21 protein-coding genes and 1 pseudogene are annotated in these 18900 nt (G+C 29.5%); 13 read left to right on the forward strand and 9 right to left on the reverse strand.

Annotated features, from left to right (window positions below; all coding sequences use genetic code 11):
- The coding region (locus HMPREF3058_RS02055; protein WP_141755959.1) for an LPXTG cell wall anchor domain-containing protein at positions 1–323 on the forward strand (323 nt) is incomplete at its 5' end.
- A 428-nt stretch (positions 324–751) separates the two neighbouring features.
- Here the strand turns inward: HMPREF3058_RS02055 and HMPREF3058_RS02060 are convergent.
- Positions 752–2038 (reverse strand): aminotransferase class I/II-fold pyridoxal phosphate-dependent enzyme, encoded by a 1287-nt coding sequence (locus HMPREF3058_RS02060; protein WP_002499513.1) that lies wholly within the window; start codon positions 2036–2038, stop codon positions 752–754.
- A gap of 475 nt (positions 2039–2513) precedes the next feature.
- Here HMPREF3058_RS02060 and HMPREF3058_RS02065 point away from each other — a divergent pair, with 475 nt between their 5' ends.
- The 6 genes from HMPREF3058_RS02065 to pmtD all read left to right on the forward strand — a co-directional run bounded on the left by HMPREF3058_RS02065 (position 2514) and on the right by pmtD (position 6558).
- Complete coding sequence (locus HMPREF3058_RS02065; protein ID WP_001832481.1) at positions 2514–2684, forward strand: SE1626 family protein; 171 nt, start codon at positions 2514–2516, stop codon at positions 2682–2684.
- A gap of 318 nt (positions 2685–3002) precedes the next feature.
- Entirely contained in the window at positions 3003–3380 is a 378-nt protein-coding gene (locus tag HMPREF3058_RS02070; RefSeq protein ID WP_001830364.1) for a PSM export ABC transporter transcriptional regulator PmtR, read from the forward strand.
- Positions 3380–4294 carry a phenol-soluble modulin export ABC transporter ATP-binding protein PmtA gene (pmtA, locus tag HMPREF3058_RS02075; RefSeq protein ID WP_002490544.1) on the forward strand — a complete coding sequence of 305 codons (915 nt, stop codon included), beginning with the start codon at positions 3380–3382 and terminating at the stop codon, positions 4292–4294. The genes HMPREF3058_RS02070 and pmtA overlap by 1 nt, the downstream gene beginning before the upstream one ends.
- Positions 4275–4934, forward strand: a complete 660-nt coding sequence (pmtB, locus tag HMPREF3058_RS02080; protein WP_002499514.1) for a phenol-soluble modulin export ABC transporter permease subunit PmtB — start codon at positions 4275–4277, stop codon at positions 4932–4934. The genes pmtA and pmtB overlap by 20 nt, the downstream gene beginning before the upstream one ends.
- Before the next feature lie 20 nt (positions 4935–4954).
- Positions 4955–5827: a phenol-soluble modulin export ABC transporter ATP-binding protein PmtC gene (pmtC, locus tag HMPREF3058_RS02085; protein ID WP_002487353.1), complete on the forward strand. Its 873-nt coding sequence runs from the start codon at positions 4955–4957 to the stop codon at positions 5825–5827.
- Positions 5827–6558: a phenol-soluble modulin export ABC transporter permease subunit PmtD gene (gene pmtD, locus HMPREF3058_RS02090; protein ID WP_002487326.1), complete on the forward strand. Its 732-nt coding sequence runs from the start codon at positions 5827–5829 to the stop codon at positions 6556–6558. The genes pmtC and pmtD overlap by 1 nt, the downstream gene beginning before the upstream one ends.
- Before the next feature lie 130 nt (positions 6559–6688).
- Here pmtD and HMPREF3058_RS11540 read toward each other — a convergent pair.
- Positions 6689–7249: pseudogene (locus HMPREF3058_RS11540) on the reverse strand (thioredoxin family protein).
- A 168-nt stretch (positions 7250–7417) separates the two neighbouring features.
- On the opposite strand from HMPREF3058_RS11540, the gene HMPREF3058_RS02095 reads away from it, so the two are divergent.
- The 3 genes from HMPREF3058_RS02095 to HMPREF3058_RS02105 are packed head-to-tail and all read left to right on the forward strand — an operon-like array spanning position 7418 to position 9347.
- A complete protein-coding gene (locus tag HMPREF3058_RS02095) occupies positions 7418–7903 on the forward strand; it encodes a hypothetical protein (protein ID WP_002491507.1) in 486 nt (161 codons plus the stop codon).
- A 53-nt stretch (positions 7904–7956) separates the two neighbouring features.
- Positions 7957–8514, forward strand: a complete 558-nt coding sequence (locus HMPREF3058_RS02100) for a DUF1700 domain-containing protein (protein ID WP_002447480.1) — start codon at positions 7957–7959, stop codon at positions 8512–8514.
- The gene (locus tag HMPREF3058_RS02105; protein WP_002491493.1) at positions 8511–9347 is read left to right on the forward strand and encodes a DUF4097 family beta strand repeat-containing protein; all 837 of its coding nucleotides are present in this window, start codon (positions 8511–8513) and stop codon (positions 9345–9347) included. Before HMPREF3058_RS02100 ends, HMPREF3058_RS02105 begins: the two co-directional genes overlap by 4 nt.
- Positions 9348–9400: 53 nt before the next feature.
- On the opposite strand, the gene HMPREF3058_RS02110 is transcribed toward HMPREF3058_RS02105, so the two are convergent.
- Positions 9401–10441, reverse strand: a complete 1041-nt coding sequence (locus tag HMPREF3058_RS02110; RefSeq protein WP_002491543.1) for a C45 family autoproteolytic acyltransferase/hydrolase — start codon at positions 10439–10441, stop codon at positions 9401–9403.
- Positions 10442–10820: 379 nt separating this feature from the next.
- On the opposite strand from HMPREF3058_RS02110, the gene HMPREF3058_RS02115 reads away from it, so the two are divergent.
- Complete coding sequence (locus HMPREF3058_RS02115; RefSeq protein ID WP_002491512.1) at positions 10821–10991, forward strand: hypothetical protein; 171 nt, start codon at positions 10821–10823, stop codon at positions 10989–10991.
- 213 nt (positions 10992–11204) lie between these two features.
- Here the strand turns inward: HMPREF3058_RS02115 and HMPREF3058_RS02120 are convergent, their stop codons facing one another.
- Positions 11205–11603, reverse strand: a complete 399-nt coding sequence (locus HMPREF3058_RS02120) for a YolD-like family protein (protein WP_002491499.1) — start codon at positions 11601–11603, stop codon at positions 11205–11207.
- 235 nt (positions 11604–11838) lie between these two features.
- On the opposite strand from HMPREF3058_RS02120, the gene HMPREF3058_RS02125 reads away from it, so the two are divergent.
- A complete protein-coding gene (locus HMPREF3058_RS02125) occupies positions 11839–12867 on the forward strand; it encodes a 6-phosphogluconolactonase (RefSeq protein WP_002491495.1) in 1029 nt (342 codons plus the stop codon).
- 110 nt (positions 12868–12977) lie between these two features.
- On the opposite strand, the gene HMPREF3058_RS02130 is transcribed toward HMPREF3058_RS02125, so the two are convergent.
- The 3 genes from HMPREF3058_RS02130 to HMPREF3058_RS02140 all read right to left on the reverse strand — a co-directional run bounded on the left by HMPREF3058_RS02130 (position 12978) and on the right by HMPREF3058_RS02140 (position 16195).
- Positions 12978–14357, reverse strand: a complete 1380-nt coding sequence (locus tag HMPREF3058_RS02130) for an aldehyde dehydrogenase (protein ID WP_002475608.1) — start codon at positions 14355–14357, stop codon at positions 12978–12980.
- 299 nt (positions 14358–14656) lie between these two features.
- Entirely contained in the window at positions 14657–15586 is a 930-nt protein-coding gene (locus HMPREF3058_RS02135; RefSeq protein WP_002458565.1) for a manganese-dependent inorganic pyrophosphatase, read from the reverse strand.
- Between the two features lie 54 nt (positions 15587–15640).
- Positions 15641–16195: a cysteine hydrolase family protein gene (locus HMPREF3058_RS02140; protein WP_002447473.1), complete on the reverse strand. Its 555-nt coding sequence runs from the start codon at positions 16193–16195 to the stop codon at positions 15641–15643.
- A 190-nt stretch (positions 16196–16385) separates the two neighbouring features.
- On the opposite strand from HMPREF3058_RS02140, the gene HMPREF3058_RS02145 reads away from it, so the two are divergent.
- Positions 16386–17483 (forward strand): glycosyl hydrolase family 28-related protein, encoded by a 1098-nt coding sequence (locus HMPREF3058_RS02145; protein ID WP_002447472.1) that lies wholly within the window; start codon positions 16386–16388, stop codon positions 17481–17483.
- A 112-nt stretch (positions 17484–17595) separates the two neighbouring features.
- Here the strand turns inward: HMPREF3058_RS02145 and HMPREF3058_RS12270 are convergent, their stop codons facing one another.
- Complete coding sequence (locus tag HMPREF3058_RS12270; protein WP_002447471.1) at positions 17596–17754, reverse strand: hypothetical protein; 159 nt, start codon at positions 17752–17754, stop codon at positions 17596–17598.
- A gap of 330 nt (positions 17755–18084) precedes the next feature.
- Positions 18085–18888, reverse strand: coding sequence for a prephenate dehydratase (locus HMPREF3058_RS02150; RefSeq protein ID WP_002447470.1), 804 nt, complete (start codon positions 18886–18888; stop codon positions 18085–18087).
- Positions 18889–18900 lie beyond the last annotated feature (12 nt).

Here is an 18900-nt window from a genome sequence, read left to right on the forward strand (position 1 = left end):
AAGACAAAGAAAAGAAAATCACAAAAACTCCGAAAAAAGATAGAGAGGAAAAAAGCCCAACAAAACTAAATAGCGTTAAAGACGAGAAAAAATCTAAAGACACAAAAACACCAAATAACGACATAGACGAGAAAGACACAAAAATAACTAAGAAAGACAAAGAAGACGAAATTACAACAACTTCTAAGAAAGACATTAACAATGATGTACAAGATAAATTACCGGAAACAGGTAAAGCAAACGATATTCAAAACCCTGCTTTAATAATGTTATTTGCTGGTTTAGGTTTATTAGGATTATTTAGAAATAAAATAAGAGAATAGTTAGTCATAGAGTGTGGGTGTACAATCCACACTTTTTCTATTTAAAAACTTAAAGAATAGGGTGGCGAGTGTAGTTACTTGATAAATAATCATTGTAGAAAAATCACAGAGGCTCAACTTCGAGATAATGGAGATAGAAATCAAAAGTCAAAAACTAATGTACTGAGTATCAATTTATTCGTTTTAGCTTTTTGTACTTAAATCACAAAAATAAAACAATAAATTATTAAAGGGTCGACTAACTAAATTGTGAAGATTCTTAAAATTTATATCCGAAGAAAATATAATTAATATTTTTTAGTAAAAATTACATCATATCAAATTAAATGAAAAGGTTTTAACACATAGTTTTCAAGAACAAATCAATCAAGATAAGAATAGAACTGGGACTGTGAATAGAGAGCATTCATAATCCCAGCCCCTTAAACTTATTTAATATCATCAATTGCATTAGCAATAGACTCAAAGACATAAGGAATATCTTCTTTTTCTACACAACTAAAGGCAATACGAATATCTGTGCTATTTAAAGCAATAATACCAATTGAATAGTTATTAATTAAATGTTTACGTAATTCTTCTGGATCGACTTGATTTAATTTCAATGACATAAAGTATCCTGAATTAAAGTCATAGGCTTGCCAATATTTAGTATATTTATTATCGTACACCACTTGTTTAGTTACTTCGTAGCGTTCTTTTAAAATATTGATATTTTGATCGATTTCTTTATCAAATTGCTCATGATGTTTAAGTACATGTTTGATAGCACTCTGAGAAGGTAGCGGAGAACTTGAAATATTGCTACGAATCAATCCTTTTACTTTAGCTTCTAGTGCATTTTTTAACGTTTCATGATTAATTCCAAACGTCATAAAGCCAACACGGAATCCCCAAGAGAAGAATTCTTTAGTAGCTCCATCCAAACGCACTGGTAAAAGGTTTGAAGATTTAACCTGTGTTAAAGCCGTGAAAATCGACTGTTGGTAAACTTCTTCATAAAATAACCCATAGTATGCATCATCGACAACAGTTACTACTTTAGTACCCTTATTAGCTAATTCTTCAATTGCATCTACAATAGTATTAACTTCTTCTTTATTTGGTGTGTAACCAGTTGGGTTATTAGGATAATTTAAAATCATAATCACTTTGTCTTTTTTATATTCTTTTAATGTTTTTACAAGCTCAGATGTAGTGAAGTGTCCTGAGTCATCAAAAATAGAATACGTATCGATATGAGCACCGTGACGTGTACTAAATACAAGTTTATAATTGCCCCAGTTGTGTGTCGGTAATAAGATGGTATCTTCTGTATCTACAAATAAATCAGCTACTAGAGAGAGACCGTGCGTGAGCGCGTTTGTAACGATGGGACGAGAGATAGATTTTGACTTTAAGTCGGGATTTTCTTTAAGCATTTTTTTCTGCCATAAATCACGTAATTCCTCTACACCTTGAGGAGGTGCATATGGGAAAATTTCATCCGGTGTAAGGTCATTAAACATTTGGTTAAGTGAATCTGCGTACATTTTACCTTCTTTTTTGGTTGCCATACCAATAGTAGCATTATATGTAGTACGTTTTGCTTCGGCGGATTGTGATAAAATTCCTTTTGGATAAAACATCTCTTTACCTAATTGTGACATCATATCTAATACTTCTGGACTTGATTGCTTTATTTCATCATTCAATTTTTGGGCTAATGGATTCATCATTGTCTTAACCTCTTTTCAATAAAGTGTTTATATATATATTATCTTGTATTGCTTTAAAGATAAAGTGTTGTACTAAAGTTATAAATTAAAAATTATCTACCAAAAACAGAACATATGTTCTGTTTTTATGTTAAACTATTGATAGGTCATCATATTATATGACACTCATCTTTTTGGGAGGTGTAGTATAATGACGTGGTGGCAAGATGGAATCATAACATTAATTACCGGTGGCATACTCATTGTCTTTCGTATTTGGTTGGAAATAAAATGGAAAGGCAAATAGATGACCAAAAAACCCCAAGTCTGCTGGTACCAGACTTGGGGTTGTGTAGTATAATACGTGGATACAATTAAATTGTAACACTGTACTAAATAGACCGCAAACAATATTATATAAAGTGATGCTATTGAGTGTGGTTCATAGTTTTGTTTTAATTTGATATACTTTTATATTACTGAGGTGAAATAAATGAAACACTTGACTAAAATATTTGTTGGATTAGCTATTGTACTATTTATAGTTGGGTATTATTTACAAGCGACAGATCACGATTCGCAAGGGATAAAATTATTGCTAGCAGCAATTATGTTTATGATTTGTGCCTTTATTAATAGACATAATGAGCGTAAAAAAAAATAGACACATTCATGTGATAAAACTTCAAATATTACTTTAAGTTTTAAGTACATAAAATTAAACAGGTGAAGTATATTTTGCTGTTTCAACAGTAATTTTAAAAGGATCTTAGTAAATATTTGGCGAAATTTGGTAAAATATCTAATTTTTAGGATGAAATGTAGAATTCAAATGAATTCAGTTTCATCCTTTTTGTATATAGATGATATATACAGTATATCCCTTATGAAATAGAGATTTCTACTATTTTTTCCGAAATCACTTTACAAAAGTGTATATATTGTATATATTATGTATATACAGAAGAAAAGGGGGACATTAATGAAAATAATTTTGAAGAACAATAGTGAAAGTCCTATATATGAACAGATTAAACAACAAATTAAAGAAAATGTTTTGAAAGGTTATGTTTCCCCTGGTGAACATCTTCCATCAATGCGTGAGTTAGCTAAAGATTTAAAAGTGAGTTTAATAACGACAAAACGAGCATATGAAGATTTGGAAAAAGATGGGTTTGTAACAACTATTAGAGGTAAAGGAACCTTTGTAAAGGAACAAGATAATTCTATTCTAAAGGAAAAGCAATTTTTTGTTATTGAAAATTTAGCTCACTCTATGTCAAAAGAAGCCAAAACAATTGGAATGCCTTTAGAGGAATTAATAGAAATATTGACTATGATTTATGAGGAGGACGACTAATGAACGCGATAGAACTTAAAGATGTTAATTATCGATCTAACGCATTTCAATTGCAAGATGTCTCCTTCAATGTTCCTAAAGGATATGTTACAGGTTTTATAGGTGGAAATGGTGCGGGGAAAACTACAATAATACGATTAATTATGGATTTAATTCAATCTGAAAGTGGTACGATCACTGTTTTTGAGAAAGATATAAAAATCCATCCTCGTGAAATAAAAAATAAAATTGGATTTGTGTATTCTGAGATTTATTTTAATCAAAAATGGACAGTAAAAAAATTAGAAAATATTATTGCCCCTTTTTATGATCGTTGGGATCATGAAATATTTATAAAGTATTTAAATTTTTTTCAACTTCCATATAAAAATAAAATAAAAACTTTCTCAACTGGTATGAAAATGAAACTATCGTTAGCAATTGCATTCAGTCATCATGCAGAATTATTTATCTTAGATGAACCAACTTCAGGGTTAGACCCGTTAATAAGAAATGAATTACTTGAAATTATTCAACAAGAATTGATAGATGAAAATAAGACAGTTTTCTTTTCAACACATATTATTTCTGATTTAGAAAAAATTGCGGATTATATCGTTTTTCTCAGTGAGGGTGAAATCATATTCAATGAGTCTAGGGATAAACTATCGCAAAAATACAAAATCGTCAGTGGTTCTAATGAAGACTTAGATGAAGAGTTGAATGAACTGTTGATATACAAAGAAAGTAAGCAAACAGGCTACATTGGTTTAACAGAATATTATCAAACATTTAATGAATTATTTGGTAGTGGCGTTGAAATAAAAGATGCATCTATAGAACAATTGATGATTTATTTAGAAAAAAGTAAACAGGAACGAAATACAAATTCAAAACACAAAGTGAGATTTAACTATGAAGCAATTAATGATTAGAAACTTAAAATTACGTAGTTGGACATTAATTCTTTACGCATTATTGCTTTTATTCTTCCCCATTTATCATTTGTTAAATAAACATACACCATTATATTCAATTATCTCAGGACCAATCGGATTAATACTGACGATGATATGCTTGATAGATATAGGTCATTTATTTAGAGTTAACCGTAGATTAGGTGGTTCATCTTCATATTATTTCTTTTATAGTTTGCCTGTTTCAAAGAAAGATTTGCTTAACGCTAATTACATGACGTGTATTTTATTAACTTTTATAGGTGCGCTTATCATTAGTTTATATGGATACAATACAAGCACAATAAAAACAGATTCGATTTATTTTTCGACGACTTTTTCATTCATTGTAGGAAATTTCTTTTCTATACCTATAGCGTTTAGTAAGAGTACTGAACGTAAAGATCGAGATATCCCATATTTAGCTTATATTGTAGGGATTATGGTGGTTCTGCCATTTACTTTATCGGTCGTTTTCATCTTAATCAATTATCTTACACACAATGATAGCCATATCCCAATGATATACTCATATTTCTTAAATTATGGTCTATTAGTTATAAGTAGCATTTTCTTAGTCATTAATTATTTGATTCAAATTAAAAAAATAAAGAATTAACATTTTTAAGGAGGTCTATGATGAAATTACAACATATCACAAAAAAATATGGTCAAAATACTGTTTTAGACGATATAGATTTTGATTTTGGCGAGAGTCAAATCGTTGGTCTTATCGGTAAAAATGGAGTTGGTAAAACAACTTTGATGAAGGTCATGAATAATAACATTATTAACTATCAAGGAAAGGTCGACATGCCTAAAAGTGAGAATGTTGGCTATTTAATTGAGCATCCTAAGTTATATGGAAATAAGACAGGTTTATTTAACTTAAAATTATTTGCACAAGTATTAGGCGATGGTTTCGATAAGGAATATGCAAATCATATTATTGAAGCTTTTGGAATGAAACCATATATCAAGAAAAAAGTTAACAAATATTCAATGGGAATGAAACAAAAATTATCAATTGCACTTTCATTAATGAACAAACCTAAATACTTAATTTTAGATGAACCTACAAATGGTATGGATCCAGATGGTTCGATAGATGTACTAAAGACAATTCAATCACTTGTTCAACAATTAGAAATGAAAATATTAATCTCAAGTCATAAATTAGAAGACATTGAATTGATTTGTGATAGAGCAGTATTTCTTAGAGATGGTAAGTTCGTTCAAGATGTAGATATGAAAGATGGGGGACCAGAGGATAGTACCATTCTTACTTTACAAAAAGATGACTTTAATAAAGCTTTAGATTATCTTTCTGAAAACTTTAAAGTACAGCAGTCTCAAAAAGAATCTGGAGAAATTATCATTAAAGCTCAAAATGATTATAGAGAGTTACTTAAATCGTTATCCCAACTAGATATATATCCAAAATATATTGAAACACGTAAAAGTTCACTACGTGATACTTACTTTAATATTAATCAAAGAGGTGATAAATAATGAAGAGCTTACAATTAGTCAAATATGATTTAATTAGTATACTTAAAAGTCCGTATACTTATTTAGCATTTATACTTGTAATTGGAATGACGGTATTCCAAGCTAGCATGATGGCAAATTATAGTTCTGCACATAAAGTTAATATAGATATGGTTTTTAATTTAGCTAATTGGCTTTTCTTGTTTGCTGGACTTTTATTCATTATAAAAACAATAACAAGAGATTACTCACAAGGTACTATACAATTGTTTATGAGCAGAATAACTAGCAGAATGGGCTATATCATTACTAAAACAGTATCTATTGTATTAATTTCATTCTTATTTACAATTATTCACTACTTGGTAATAATTATTATACAATCTACAACTAAAAGTGAAAAAATGGATGGAGATAGATTTTTAAATAATATTTGGTTTTACCTTATTTTCTTTTTATTCTTTGGATTATTCTTATTATTAATCACTTTAATAGTAGAAAAACCTGCTGTCATATTTACTCTAGGTATTTTCTTAATACTCATCGTTCCGTTTATTCAGCCATTTATTCCAATGATTCCGAATATTGGCGATGATATTCAAGATTCATTTAAATATATACCATTTACGTATTTAACTGAAAAAATGACTGGTGAGATTAAATTCTCTCATTGGCAATGGTTTATCTCTATTGCATCAATAGTGGTCTTATTTATTGCAAATATGTTATATGCCTCAAAGAGAGATATTTAAATAATAAAACGCGGAGAAGTTAGTTAAGTGACTCAGACATATAAAAATTGTTTAGTCATTAATTAAAATTTATGAGGTGTATTTTATAGGGTGGGACATAGAATTCATGACGAGTTCTGTCCCACTCGTTTTATTTATATACAAGTAGATTTATTATTGAGTTAAAACTTATTCCAAAATATTGAATTAATTTTATACCTTTGACTAATAATGATATGTGTTTCTTTAAGTCAATCCTCAAAAATTAGGATGGGTTTTATCTGGCAACTTATTACTTCTAATTTTATTGACAAATTTGTACTTCTTTTGCTTTTGGTCCCCAAACTGTTAATCGTTTGAATAAATCGTTCATGAAGACAAAGCTAGGGATAGCACTTGATTAACTATTTGTTAAATATTGATCAATCAGATGTGTATCATCATCTCTATGAAAAACTCTTGCTTCGATGTTCAGAAATTCAATAATATACTTTAATATTAGAATGTTAATCATGGCATCGCCACACCAATACTCTTTAATTATAAGCACCTTAGAATAATTCGATTCTCTTAATTGATTTAAACGTGCATCATTAAGTGATAGGTGGAAGAAATTATAAATGGATAATAAATTGTCTTTATTTACTTGTATTTCCTTAATGAATTCATTGAGTGTTTGACTTTTATTAAAATAAGTTTTTAAATTTCTTATATAAAAACCCTCCTTTGAATAATTTAAAATGTTATATCAAATTTTTGAGTTTAAAGAAATTAAAATAACTTAATATATGTATATTAAATAATGTGACTATCTTGTTAGATGAAACTACATTGTGCATATGCTATATTAATTAGAACAAGAGTGAAAGTGGTGACTCAGGTGCGAATTCAAAGTAGATGGTTAATATTCGCTATTTTTTTAACTGGAGCTATTTCTTTATTGATAGGTTTGACTTATTATAAAAGTATAAAATCTGTGGATTTATCTGGTTACAGTGTGAATCATATTAGTTTAAATCATGGTTTTAATCAAAAAGGATTTGTGGTTAATAAGAAAATTAAGTTAGATAGATATACCTTTTACAATAATAAAAATCATAAAGATTTTACAGTAAAAGTAAAAAATAAAACGCATAAGGTTAAAGGCATGGTTTTAGTCAAAGATGATAAAGTTAAAACAAATTTTGGTGTTAAAATGGGTGACCCAATTGATAAAGTCATCAATAAATTGGGAGAAAACTACAAGATTAATAAAGTAGGTAAAAATTATCACTCAATGACATATGTAGACCGTTTTAATAAACTGAAATTAAATATTTTATATAAAGATAACATTGTTAAAAGAATTGAGTTCTTTAGTAAATAATAATCAAAAAAGTATTAGATATTTTTTAGTTCAGATTGAGAGCGTGCGTAAATATGGATAAAATAACCTTCTTAAATGAATTAGAATTAGCTTTAGATGATTTACCTAGAGAAGAAAAAGATAGTATTATGCACAAGTATGAAAACTTATTCTATGAAGAAGAGTTGAAAGGGATTAGTGAATCACAAATTATAAAAAAGTTAAATGATCCTTATCATATTTCCAAAGAAGTAAAAGCTAGAAGTGCTATTCATTATGCTAGTTACAAACCAACCTTAGCAAACATCGTAAGAGCAATACTAGCATCGTTAAGTCTTGGTATTTTGTCGTTATTTATTATTTTAATACCGGTTGTTATCATTGCATTACTTATTCTACTCTGTTTCCTTATTTCTATTTGTTTTATCTTTGCACCATTTGTTTTATTATTTTATTCAGTATTACATGGTTTCGAAAATGCTATAAGTAATGTGTTTTTTTCAATTTCTTTTACAGGTTTAGGAATTATGTTTATTGTTATTACTTTGAAAATTGGTGAAATAATTCATAAACTTATTTTGAAATATCTTCTTTGGTATATAAAGACTGTTAAAGGAAGCGTTAAAGAATGAAAAAGCTTTTTATTAGTGGTTTAATCATATTTATCATTTTCTTTGCTAGTGGTACTATGACGTGGTTTACTATAGATAAAAACAAATACGATAATCGACATTATAACAAAACTATAAATAGTAAAATTGAACATTTATCAATAAGTACAGTAACAACCAATGTTAATGTAATTTCTGGGAAAAAATTAGCTGTTTATTTTACTGGAGATAATAAAATAAATGTTACAAAAAATAATAAAAGGTTAAGTATTAAAGAAAAACGTGCAGTAGATAGAGGATATGGATTAAATTTTAATCCATTTCACTCAAATAATAGGAAGCTAACAATTGTTGTACCAGAAAAAGACCTTAAATCTCTTAATATTCAATCGTTATTGGGAGAAATTGATTTAAATCAAGTGAATTTGAAACATGTATCATTGGAAACTGATAGAATTATACAACTTAAACGGTCTGAACTCAATCAGCTAAATATCGAATCCTCTAAAGCAAATTTTTATATTACAGACTGTTTAATCAGGGAAGGTCGTATGAAGCTTGATAAGGGCTTAACTCATGTTAAAAATAGTACATTAAGTGATACTGTTTTCTTGGTTAATAGAGGTGATATTTCCATGACGGACATGAAATCTAGCAATGATATAAAAGCTTCTACACAAAAAGGTAATATTAATTATCATTTTGGCGAAAAACCCAAAAACACCTTGCTTAAACTTCATCCTGGTCATGGAAATAAAGAAATTAAAAATCGATATTTCGACAAAGGAAAAGTAGGAAACAGCGATAATATATTGGAATTTTACACTTTAGATGGCGATATTATAATTGAATAAATAATATAAATTATTCGACCCTTTGATTTATTAAGATAGGGTCGAATTTTTAATTAGTATGTGGCAAAAGTTAATGGTGTATCTATTTCGCCTTCAAAGTAATTTATATTCAATTTCTCACCTTTTAACCAATTAGAGAAATTGATTGAGGTTGGATGACTGTTTTGACCTAATGCCATCCATGCTATTAATGAATTAGGTTCATATAGTGAAGTATGAATTGTACCAGACCAACTTTTAAATAGTTTGCTATAGATTTCGTATTGCGGATCGTTAAATAATTTGAATGCGATATCTTTGTTTGTAGAAGGAGTTGTTTTATTTATTACACGATTTAAGCGTTCTTTAGATTCTCTTGTATAATTTCTATTTTCATGGGTAAGCAATTCAAAATGATTTGTACATATATGTTCATACCTTACATCTATTGATCGAGGTGTAACTTCGACAATGGCATAATTCGAATGTCTATCCATTAGTATATAACTGAATGAACTACGGTGCGGTACTTCTTTTAAAAATTTGATTGCTTCAGTTACATTTTTGCAGTTTTCAAGTATAAGCCGACCAACCATGTAACATACAAACCCATTTTCAGGCTTTTTACGATGCATAAAATTATATGCCATAACTAAACCATACTCGTTCATACCATCCATTCTACCAGTCACTCTTGAAGTCGGTCCTATTTGAGATAATCCCCCGTCATTAGGTTGAAATAATAAGTATCTACCATCATACGTTGCAGGATGATAATCATAATTTCGAACTAAAAAATCACTACCTTTATATACTGTGCAGCCACTGTCCTTTAAATCAGTAAATCGATAATGGCCAAAATTTAAAATCATTTGTTTTGTAGGTAGATTCAATACATCTTGCATGCCAATTATTTCTTCCCAAATCTGTGGTGAATAGACTTGAAATATATCATAGGTTTCTTTGACATCAATATCAAAACGTGGAATTCTCTTTCGCCATTCTTTATTTCGATTTTTTAATAAAGGAGTGGTTTGTAACCAAAGAGCAGTATTTACTCCTAAATCATAGTGCGAACCGCGATGAGTCATTATATCAGAACGTACTTTTTGCATTTTATAATCTCTCCTTATATTTTTACTTCAATGTAATATAAAAGTAACTTAGTATTAATTGAACTTGATTTATGTAAATCATACAATCTAAATTAAGACAATGACATTATCTCAATAGGAGTGATCATTCTGAATATTGATAATTACAAAGTAATCACTGATAAATTAAAATCTTGGTTGCTAAGTTAATCTGTGTGTACCATGATTAAAGAAATCATTTAATTGTTTCATTTTAAGCATCTTTAGTTGATATATTATCATAATTTATATTCATATTTAGAATAATTATCCGTAAAAAGGGTATATATTTAATGATGAAGTTAAGTATGCTATCATTATGAAATGTAGCTATGCATATTAATTATAGAGGTGAAAACTAATGTGGAACTTTATTAAAGGGTTATTCAAATTTGTCTTTAGTTTATTAACTATTACTACAGTAGTAGTAGGCATCGGTGTAGTTGCCTTTGCTTATATTTTTAAAAAAGACTTTGAAGATATCGAAAGAAAAACGAAAGAAATCGTTTCTGATATCGAAAACAACAATTAATTTATAATAATTTAGGAATAAGCCTGTACATCATTGAGATGTGTAGGCTTATTTTTATTAGTTGATTTTACCAATTATCAGTCAAAATTAATTATTGAATTCTAAAATTAATAATTAAATGGTTTCATTCAGAAAGGCTTTAGATAACACTAAGTATGTTGGTGGTTATATAAGTGTAAAATGAGAAATTCATAATAAATTCTCTTGTACTCTTTATATAAAAGAAATATCTATAATGTCTAAAAATGAAACTTTATGACGTTCTCTTGAATGAGGAGCAGTACCTTCAATCTCATAATTTATTGAATCAATTCGATGTACAATGAGCTCTATAAAGTTAATATATCCTTCTTCGTAATATTTGATATTGACTGGGCGTGATTGTTGTAGTGCTTCATGTAAATGTATATTTAGTTGCGAAAGTTGGTCGTCTGAAAGCACTGGTCTGCTCACTTTATTTTGATCTATCATATATTGATAAATTGTTTCAAACTGTTCTGGTAAAGTTGCGAATGGTGCCCATTTAACCATACCACGACCGGTAGGAATATTTTTATCTAGCATGTCTTGTGGTATATTACGGTAATCCATTTCATTAAATATATCTTTCATTATTCAATCACCTCAATCCTTATAGTATCATTATACGAACATTTGTTCTGTTTTTCAATATAAAGTTTTTGGCAATATAATTGTTCGTGATGTTTTAGTGTGATAGAAGTAATTTCTAATTTGATTTCGTTATCATAAGTAGTAAGGTAATATGTAAAATGACTTTTCGTTGTAAATTAAATATACTTAAAGGTAAAATTGAATCAATGATTAATGATTTTATGGAGGTTTTGGTATGACATTAGGTTACATAGGTTCTTATACTAAAAAGAATGGTAAGGGTATATATCGCTTCAAATTAAATGACGAAACAGGAGTCATTGAAGCGTTAGAAACTGGTTATGAAATTGAAGCGTCAACTTATCTTACTCGTAAGGAATCGTTTTTATATGCGATTACTAAAGAAGGTGAAGAATGTGGTGTAGCTAGTTTTAATATTAAAGAAGATGGACAACTTGAATTAATTAATAAATGTCTAGCATCAAAACAGGGAACTGGCTGTTACATTCAAGTGTCTAGTAATGGTAAATATTTATTTGAAGCGGTTTATGGTGCAGGACTTGCAAGGATTTATAAATTAAATGAAATTACGGGAGCAATAGAGAAATTAATAGAAGAACTTGCGCATGAATTTCCAACTGGCTCACATGAAAGACAAGATTCATCACATGTTCATTTTTTAAATGAAACACCTGATCATAAGTATGTTGTAGCTACTGATTTAGGTACAGATAGAGTTGTAACATACAAATTTGGTGAGGATGGTTTAAACCAATATGCAGTTTCTCAATTCAATAATTCAGACGGACCTCGCCACATCGCTTTTAGTAAAGATGGGCGACACGCGTATATCGTTCATGAGCTGTCAAATGAGGTGAGTGTTACAGAATACCAAGATGGTAAGTTCATTGAGCTAGAAAGACATTCAACTATTCCAAGAGACTTTGATGGGGAATCGAAACTAGCAGCAGTAAGACTATCACATGATGGGAAGCACTTATATATAAGTAATAGAGGGCATGATAGTATTGCTATTTTTGAAGTTTTAAAAGATGGCAGGTCACTGAGAAGTATTGAAATACAACCAAGTTACGATGCCTTTCCAAGAGATTTTAATATAACTGAATCAGATAATTATTTAATTTGCGCACATCAAGAAGGAGAATCAAAAGTTTCAATTTTTGAGCGTGATAACATAACTGGCAAACTTTCATTAAAAGATAAAAAAGCTATAGCTAATGAAGGTGTCTGTGTACTACTATAAGATGTCTTTGAATAATATAAAAGCGATATAAAAGCCCTTGAGTGATTATGAGATTAAATAACAAAACTCTGTATATCACTCAAGGGCAATTCATATGGAGATAACTAACACTAGTTCTTGAAGAAGGTTTTAATATATTTAAATTTACCTTTGTATGGAGGGAAAAATAAACTCGATTCTAGACGTGTAGATTTAAATGTATATGATTTCATATGACTAAATGTATCAAAGGAATACTTACCATGATATTGACCTATGCCTGAAGAACCTACGCCACCGAAAGGTAAGTTAGGATTAGCTAAATGCATTAACGTATCGTTAATTGCACCGCCCCCAAATGATAATTCTTCAAGCACTCTATGTGTCATGTTTTCATCTTCGCTAAAAAGATACAAACTTAATGGTTTTGATTTACTTTGGATGATTTCAAGTACTTCATCGAAATTATCATAAGTAATGATAGGCAAAATGGGACCGAATATTTCTTCTTTCATGATTTTATTGTCATTGGTTATATTATCCAAAAGAGTTGGTTCAATATATAAATCTTCCTTAGAACTATTACCTCCAAAAACAACATTATCTTTATGAATTTGAATCAAGTCATTCAACCGATTAAAGTGCTTTTGATTAACAATCCGTCCGAAATCAGGGCTTTTTTCAATATTTTCTCCGTAAAATTCAGTAATTGTTTTTTTAAGCGCTTTTATTAAATCATTTTTAACTTTCCGCTGAACTAATATATAATCTGGAGCGACACACGTTTGACCAGCATTTGTAAATTTACCAAAACTAATACGCTCACTCGCTACTTTGATATTGGCTGTATCATCGACAATAACAGGTGATTTACCGCCAAGTTCAAGAGTAACTGGAATTAATTTTCTTGCTGCAGCTTCATAGACAATTTTTCCGACTTTTTCACTTCCAGTAAAGAATATATAATCAAATGGTAAACTTAATAACGTTTGAGTTTCTTCAATGCCACCTTCAACAACAGAGACGTATGTTTCATCAAATGTATCTTCAATGATGTCCCTAATCACAATAGCAACATGAGGTGTTAACTCTGAAGGTTTAACTATAGCAGTATTTCCGGCAGCTATTGCTCCTATGAGAGGTTCGAAAACTAATTGAACCGGATAATTAAATGGTCCTATAATAAGCACCGTACCGTAAGGTTCTTTTTTAATATAACTCTTTGTAGGGAATAAGTAGAGTGGTGTATCCGTTTGTTTGGTTTTCGACCAATTTTTTAACTCTTTGCGCATTAGTTTTATGCTTTTCAAAAGCATACCTATTTCAGTTGCGTATGCTTCAACCTTACTTTTACCTAAATCTTTATATAAGGCATCTAATAATTCATTTTCATGATTTTTGATATTTTTACTTAGTAATTTAAGTTGTTGTTTTCGGAATTTAAGGTTTTTTGTTTTATGCGTATTAAAAAAAGCTTTACAATTGTTAAATTTATCTCTAATTATTGTCATAAAATTACCTCCAAATTATTTTTTTGGTAAAGAGGTTGAGATAGTCCTGAATATATTAAATGAGAACATAAAAGGATTAGTGATTATTTCTTCTTAAATATAAAAATTTTGTTTAAAAAGTTACAAAAAGGGAGTGGAATAGAATTCATATCGAATTCTTAGTCCACTCCTGAAATTTAGAACTAACAATTTAATAACACCTGATATCAATGTGTTATTAAATCAATCAACTACTGAGAAATTACTCTAGGATGAAAAAATATATCGTGGGCAACAACATAGTTTTAATGCTTTTAAAATTATTGTGTTAAAACTTCAGTGATTTGAGGAACAACTTGTTTTTTTCGTGATACAACGCCAGATAAGAAAGCCATACCATCATCTAGTTGTACTTTAAATGCTTCTCCAACTTTATCTTTTTCAGCACCAACTACAAGGATTTTAGAATCGCTGTTAATAATATCAGTAACTACAAGAACGAATAAATCGTATTTTTCATTGGCACTCATTTCTAACATAACTTTTTCAAATTCATCTTTACGATCTAAAACTTCATCAATATCTACAGTATTGACTTGAGCAATACGTGTTACATAATCTCCCATATTGAATGATTTAGCATCCATATTGACAAGTGTTTCAGCAGATTTGTCTGTAGTTGAAGCACCTGCTTTTAACATTTCTAAACCATATGCTTCTAAATCAACATTTGCAATATCTTTAAGTGCTTGAGCAGCATCTACATCTTCTTTTGTGCAGGTAGGTGATTTAAATAATAAACTATCAGAAATGATAGCTGAAATCATAAGTCCAGCGATTTCTGGTTTGATTTCAAATCCACGCTCTTTATACATTTTATATAAAATTGTTGCACTACAACCAACAGGTTCTGCTCTATAGTATAAAGGGCCAGCTGTTTCAAAGTTAGAAATTCTATGATGATCTATCACATGTTTAATTGTTGCGTTTGAAATGGTATCTGCACTTTGTTGAAACTCGTTATGGTCGACTAAAATAACATCTTGTCCTTTTAAATCTTCGTTTAATAATTCTGGAGCTTCTACGTTAAAATGATCTAGTGCAAATTGAGTTTCCGCACTTATTTCACCTAAGCGATAAGCTTTTGCTTCAGTATTACCAGTTTGTTGCTCAAAATCAGCCATAATTAAAGCTGAAGAAATAGCATCAGTATCTGGATTTTTGTGACCGAAAATAAAAGTTTTTGTCATTTTCAATATCTCCTTATACATATATTGTTAATCATATTTTATCATGATTGTTGTTTAATCTTCTACTTTTGCACCAAGGGAATTTTTAAAATGAGAGAGTGCCCATTGATGACCATCTTGGTTAAATGATGCTACGCCTCTAATTGGGATAGTGATGTTATAACCTAAATTGTATGCTGAAACAGCGGTATGCAAAATACAAATATCCGTGCAAACACCCACAATTTCAATATCATTGATTTGTCTTTCACGTAATAAACTATCTAATGGCGTGCCGTAGAATGAATCGTATCTCGTTTTATCTAAATAATGTACATTCATTTGGTCTTTAATAGAGTTGTATAATCTTCCTACCTCCCCATATAGCTCACGACCTGGTGTTTGATGAATATTATGATTGGGGAATAATTTACTTTCAGGATGAAATTGATCATTTTCATAATGCAAGTCCATTAGGAAAAATATTTCCTGTTGATTATCATGATAATTTTTTATACGTTGAGTAATAAAAGTTTCAATTTCTTGTCCAGGTTTGCCACATGTTAATTTACCATTATCGTCAATAAAATCAAAAGAGTAATCTACAATGATTAATGCTTTGTTACTCATTAGAACATCCTCCCAATATGTGTTTGAAAAGCGTTAGATTGGTATATTTATATAAAGCTAAGACTTTTGTAATCGTTTAAATTAAATTGGCATAAAAATATATACCATAATTAAAACGAAATGTAATTATAGTATATAGACTTTACTTTAAGCACACAATCATTATTTAAAATATATGAGGAGTTATAACATGTTTATCAATGCAAAAGATTTCGGATTAAAAGGAAAAAGTAAATATAAGGATACAAGAGCGATTCAAAAAGCATTAAATTACGCAAAAAAAGGCAGACACACTGTTTATATACCTAAAGGAACTTATTATATCAGAAAAGCTTTAGTTATTTATGATTCTACAACATTGTTATTGGATGAAGGTGCAATACTTTTAAGACAAGGGAAAGACGCACTATTAAAAAATGGTAGACGTTTAAAGCTATATCACGGCTATAATGGAAATAGTCACATTTATATTAAAGGAGGAACTTTTGATATGAATGGAGGCGAATATCCATATAATAATACAGCCATGTGCATGGGACATGCAGAAGACATTCAAATTTTAGGTGTAACATTCAAAAATATTGTTGGGGGGCATGCACTCGACGCATGTGGAATCAATGGTTTACACATATCAGAATGTGATTTTAAAGGATTTCTTGATATTGATGGAGATCGTTCTTTCTCTGAAGCAGTACAATTGGATATACAAGTACCTGGCGCTTTTCCTAAATTTGGAACTACAGATGGAACGATTACGAAAAATGTTGTCATTGAAAAATGCTATTTTGGTCGTTCAGATCATCCTAAAATGAAAGCGTGGAATAGAGCTATTGGCTCTCATGCCAGTAGATATAACTGCTATTATGAAAACATTCATATCAATCAAAACATCTTTGATAATTTAAATGAGTATGCTTTAACTCCTCTAAAGTCAAAAGACACATTTATTACAAAAAATAAATTTATAAATTGTAATGGTGGAATAAGATTTCTTGGAGTGAAAGATGGTAAAAATGCTGCCGATCCTATTACAGGACAAGTGATGGAAACTCAAGCTGGCGAGAATTTCAATGTGATAGGTAATACTTTTATTGGGAAGATGAAAAGAGATGCGATTCATATTAGAAGTTATCATAACGTCCGACATCAACACGTTTTTATAGCGGCAAATCAATTTGAAGATGCTTCACAATCAATACATTTAGAAAATATTAATGGACTTACTTTAAATCAGGAACAAACAAAAATCAAAATCAAGAGTATTGATGTGAAAAAAATTAGTAATTAAAGATTCAGAAATATATTAATCATTGAATCATTTAGTAAAAATATAAGAGTACAATCTTTAATAGGTAAAATGATTAACGAAATTTTGATAGAACTTGATGACCAACACATATTCACACGATTAAAATAGAAAATGTGACAAGAAAAGATGTTGCACCACGATAATGTCTGTATTCAGTCTTAGGAATTGTTTCTACACTATCATTAGTGGGGATAAGGACTGAAGTTTCCTTTGGTAAAGTAAGTTGAGCCGCATTATATTCTTTATACATTAGGCACCTTGTTAATTTAGTTTAGTGGTATTTATTAAATTATACGAAAGGGCCTTATTTTTAAGTATTTCAATGTAAAATGGCATATAAACATAAAGTATTTTGGAGAGATTCTTGAGGGAACAGGACAATCTGAAGACTACAGGATGAAGCTGTCCCCTAAGAAAGCAATCCAACTATACGAAGTATTGTAAATAAAGAAGCCCGTAAATGAATTTATAAAAAACTCATTTACGGGTTATTTTGCTAGGAATTATGTCCTAGCCTTTTAACTTTATGGAATTGTAAAAAAATATAGTGTTTTCAAGAATTTTTACAATTCATGTAAAGTTAGTTTTTCTTGTTAAAAGCTCCTATGATTTTAACTTGAAAATCCAAAGTCTCTAAAATTGAAACAATTTTATTCACATCATTATTTATAGCAGTATCGGCTTGAACATAAAAATGATACATTCCTAATTGAGTTTTAAGTGGTCTAGATTCAATCCACGATAAATTTATGTTGAATAAAGTAAAAGTATTTAAAACACTGGCTAAAAGTCCTGGCTTATCATACTTAGGCGTGATAAGAAAGATAGTAGTGTTTGGATGTTCAATAAAATGAGTATGATTTTTTACTACTAAAAATCTAGTTACATTATGAGGATAATCTTGTATATGTTGATCTAAAGTATGGTAACCATAAGTCTCCCCACTCCCAAGAGGAGCTATTGCTCCAATACCATCTTTTATCATGTTAAGGCTTTGAATAGTGCTATCTACATAATCATAGTCAAACTGTTGACGATGAATGTAGTTTATTGTTTGACTGATTGCTGGAGCAATTGAATATACTTTATGAATATCATCAAGTGAATTTGAATGATGACCGTAAAGTGAAAAATCTATATCTAGTTGAATTTCACCATGTGCGTATACATCATGATGTGCTAATGAATCTGCCACGATGTTGATAGTACCTTCAATAGAGTTTTCAATAGGGACAATTCCTACAGCCTGTTTATCTTTAGATACGGATTGAATGACTTCATGCAAGTTAGATAATGGAATGAAGTCATACTGTTCGTGTGATTCAAATTGCTTAGCCGCTAGATATGAAAAAGTTCCTTTAGGTCCTAGATAATATAAATGCATTATGCCACCTCG

Origin of the sequence: Staphylococcus sp. HMSC068G11 (assembly GCF_001815825.1) — a bacterium.
In the GTDB taxonomy this organism is placed as follows: domain Bacteria; phylum Bacillota; class Bacilli; order Staphylococcales; family Staphylococcaceae; genus Staphylococcus; species Staphylococcus epidermidis.

Excerpts from the sequence above, each read along its gene's own strand:
- HMPREF3058_RS02060 (WP_002499513.1), bottom strand. The coding sequence starts at position 2,038 with ATGAATCCATTAGCCCAAAAATTGAATGATGAAATAAAGCAATCAAGT.
- HMPREF3058_RS02065 (WP_001832481.1), top strand. The coding sequence starts at position 2,514 with ATGAAACACTTGACTAAAATATTTGTTGGATTAGCTATTGTACTATTT.
- HMPREF3058_RS02070 (WP_001830364.1), top strand. The coding sequence starts at position 3,003 with ATGAAAATAATTTTGAAGAACAATAGTGAAAGTCCTATATATGAACAG.
- pmtA (WP_002490544.1), top strand. The coding sequence starts at position 3,380 with ATGAACGCGATAGAACTTAAAGATGTTAATTATCGATCTAACGCATTT.
- pmtB (WP_002499514.1), top strand. The coding sequence starts at position 4,275 with ATGAAGCAATTAATGATTAGAAACTTAAAATTACGTAGTTGGACATTA.
- pmtC (WP_002487353.1), top strand. The coding sequence starts at position 4,955 with ATGAAATTACAACATATCACAAAAAAATATGGTCAAAATACTGTTTTA.
- pmtD (WP_002487326.1), top strand. The coding sequence starts at position 5,827 with ATGAAGAGCTTACAATTAGTCAAATATGATTTAATTAGTATACTTAAA.
- HMPREF3058_RS02100 (WP_002447480.1), top strand. The coding sequence starts at position 7,957 with ATGGATAAAATAACCTTCTTAAATGAATTAGAATTAGCTTTAGATGAT.
- HMPREF3058_RS02105 (WP_002491493.1), top strand. The coding sequence starts at position 8,511 with ATGAAAAAGCTTTTTATTAGTGGTTTAATCATATTTATCATTTTCTTT.
- HMPREF3058_RS02110 (WP_002491543.1), bottom strand. The coding sequence starts at position 10,441 with ATGCAAAAAGTACGTTCTGATATAATGACTCATCGCGGTTCGCACTAT.
- HMPREF3058_RS02115 (WP_002491512.1), top strand. The coding sequence starts at position 10,821 with ATGTGGAACTTTATTAAAGGGTTATTCAAATTTGTCTTTAGTTTATTA.
- HMPREF3058_RS02120 (WP_002491499.1), bottom strand. The coding sequence starts at position 11,603 with ATGAAAGATATATTTAATGAAATGGATTACCGTAATATACCACAAGAC.
- HMPREF3058_RS02125 (WP_002491495.1), top strand. The coding sequence starts at position 11,839 with ATGACATTAGGTTACATAGGTTCTTATACTAAAAAGAATGGTAAGGGT.
- HMPREF3058_RS02130 (WP_002475608.1), bottom strand. The coding sequence starts at position 14,357 with ATGACAATAATTAGAGATAAATTTAACAATTGTAAAGCTTTTTTTAAT.
- HMPREF3058_RS02135 (WP_002458565.1), bottom strand. The coding sequence starts at position 15,586 with ATGACAAAAACTTTTATTTTCGGTCACAAAAATCCAGATACTGATGCT.
- HMPREF3058_RS02140 (WP_002447473.1), bottom strand. The coding sequence starts at position 16,195 with ATGAGTAACAAAGCATTAATCATTGTAGATTACTCTTTTGATTTTATT.
- HMPREF3058_RS02145 (WP_002447472.1), top strand. The coding sequence starts at position 16,386 with ATGTTTATCAATGCAAAAGATTTCGGATTAAAAGGAAAAAGTAAATAT.
- HMPREF3058_RS12270 (WP_002447471.1), bottom strand. The coding sequence starts at position 17,754 with ATGTATAAAGAATATAATGCGGCTCAACTTACTTTACCAAAGGAAACT.
- HMPREF3058_RS02150 (WP_002447470.1), bottom strand. The coding sequence starts at position 18,888 with ATGCATTTATATTATCTAGGACCTAAAGGAACTTTTTCATATCTAGCG.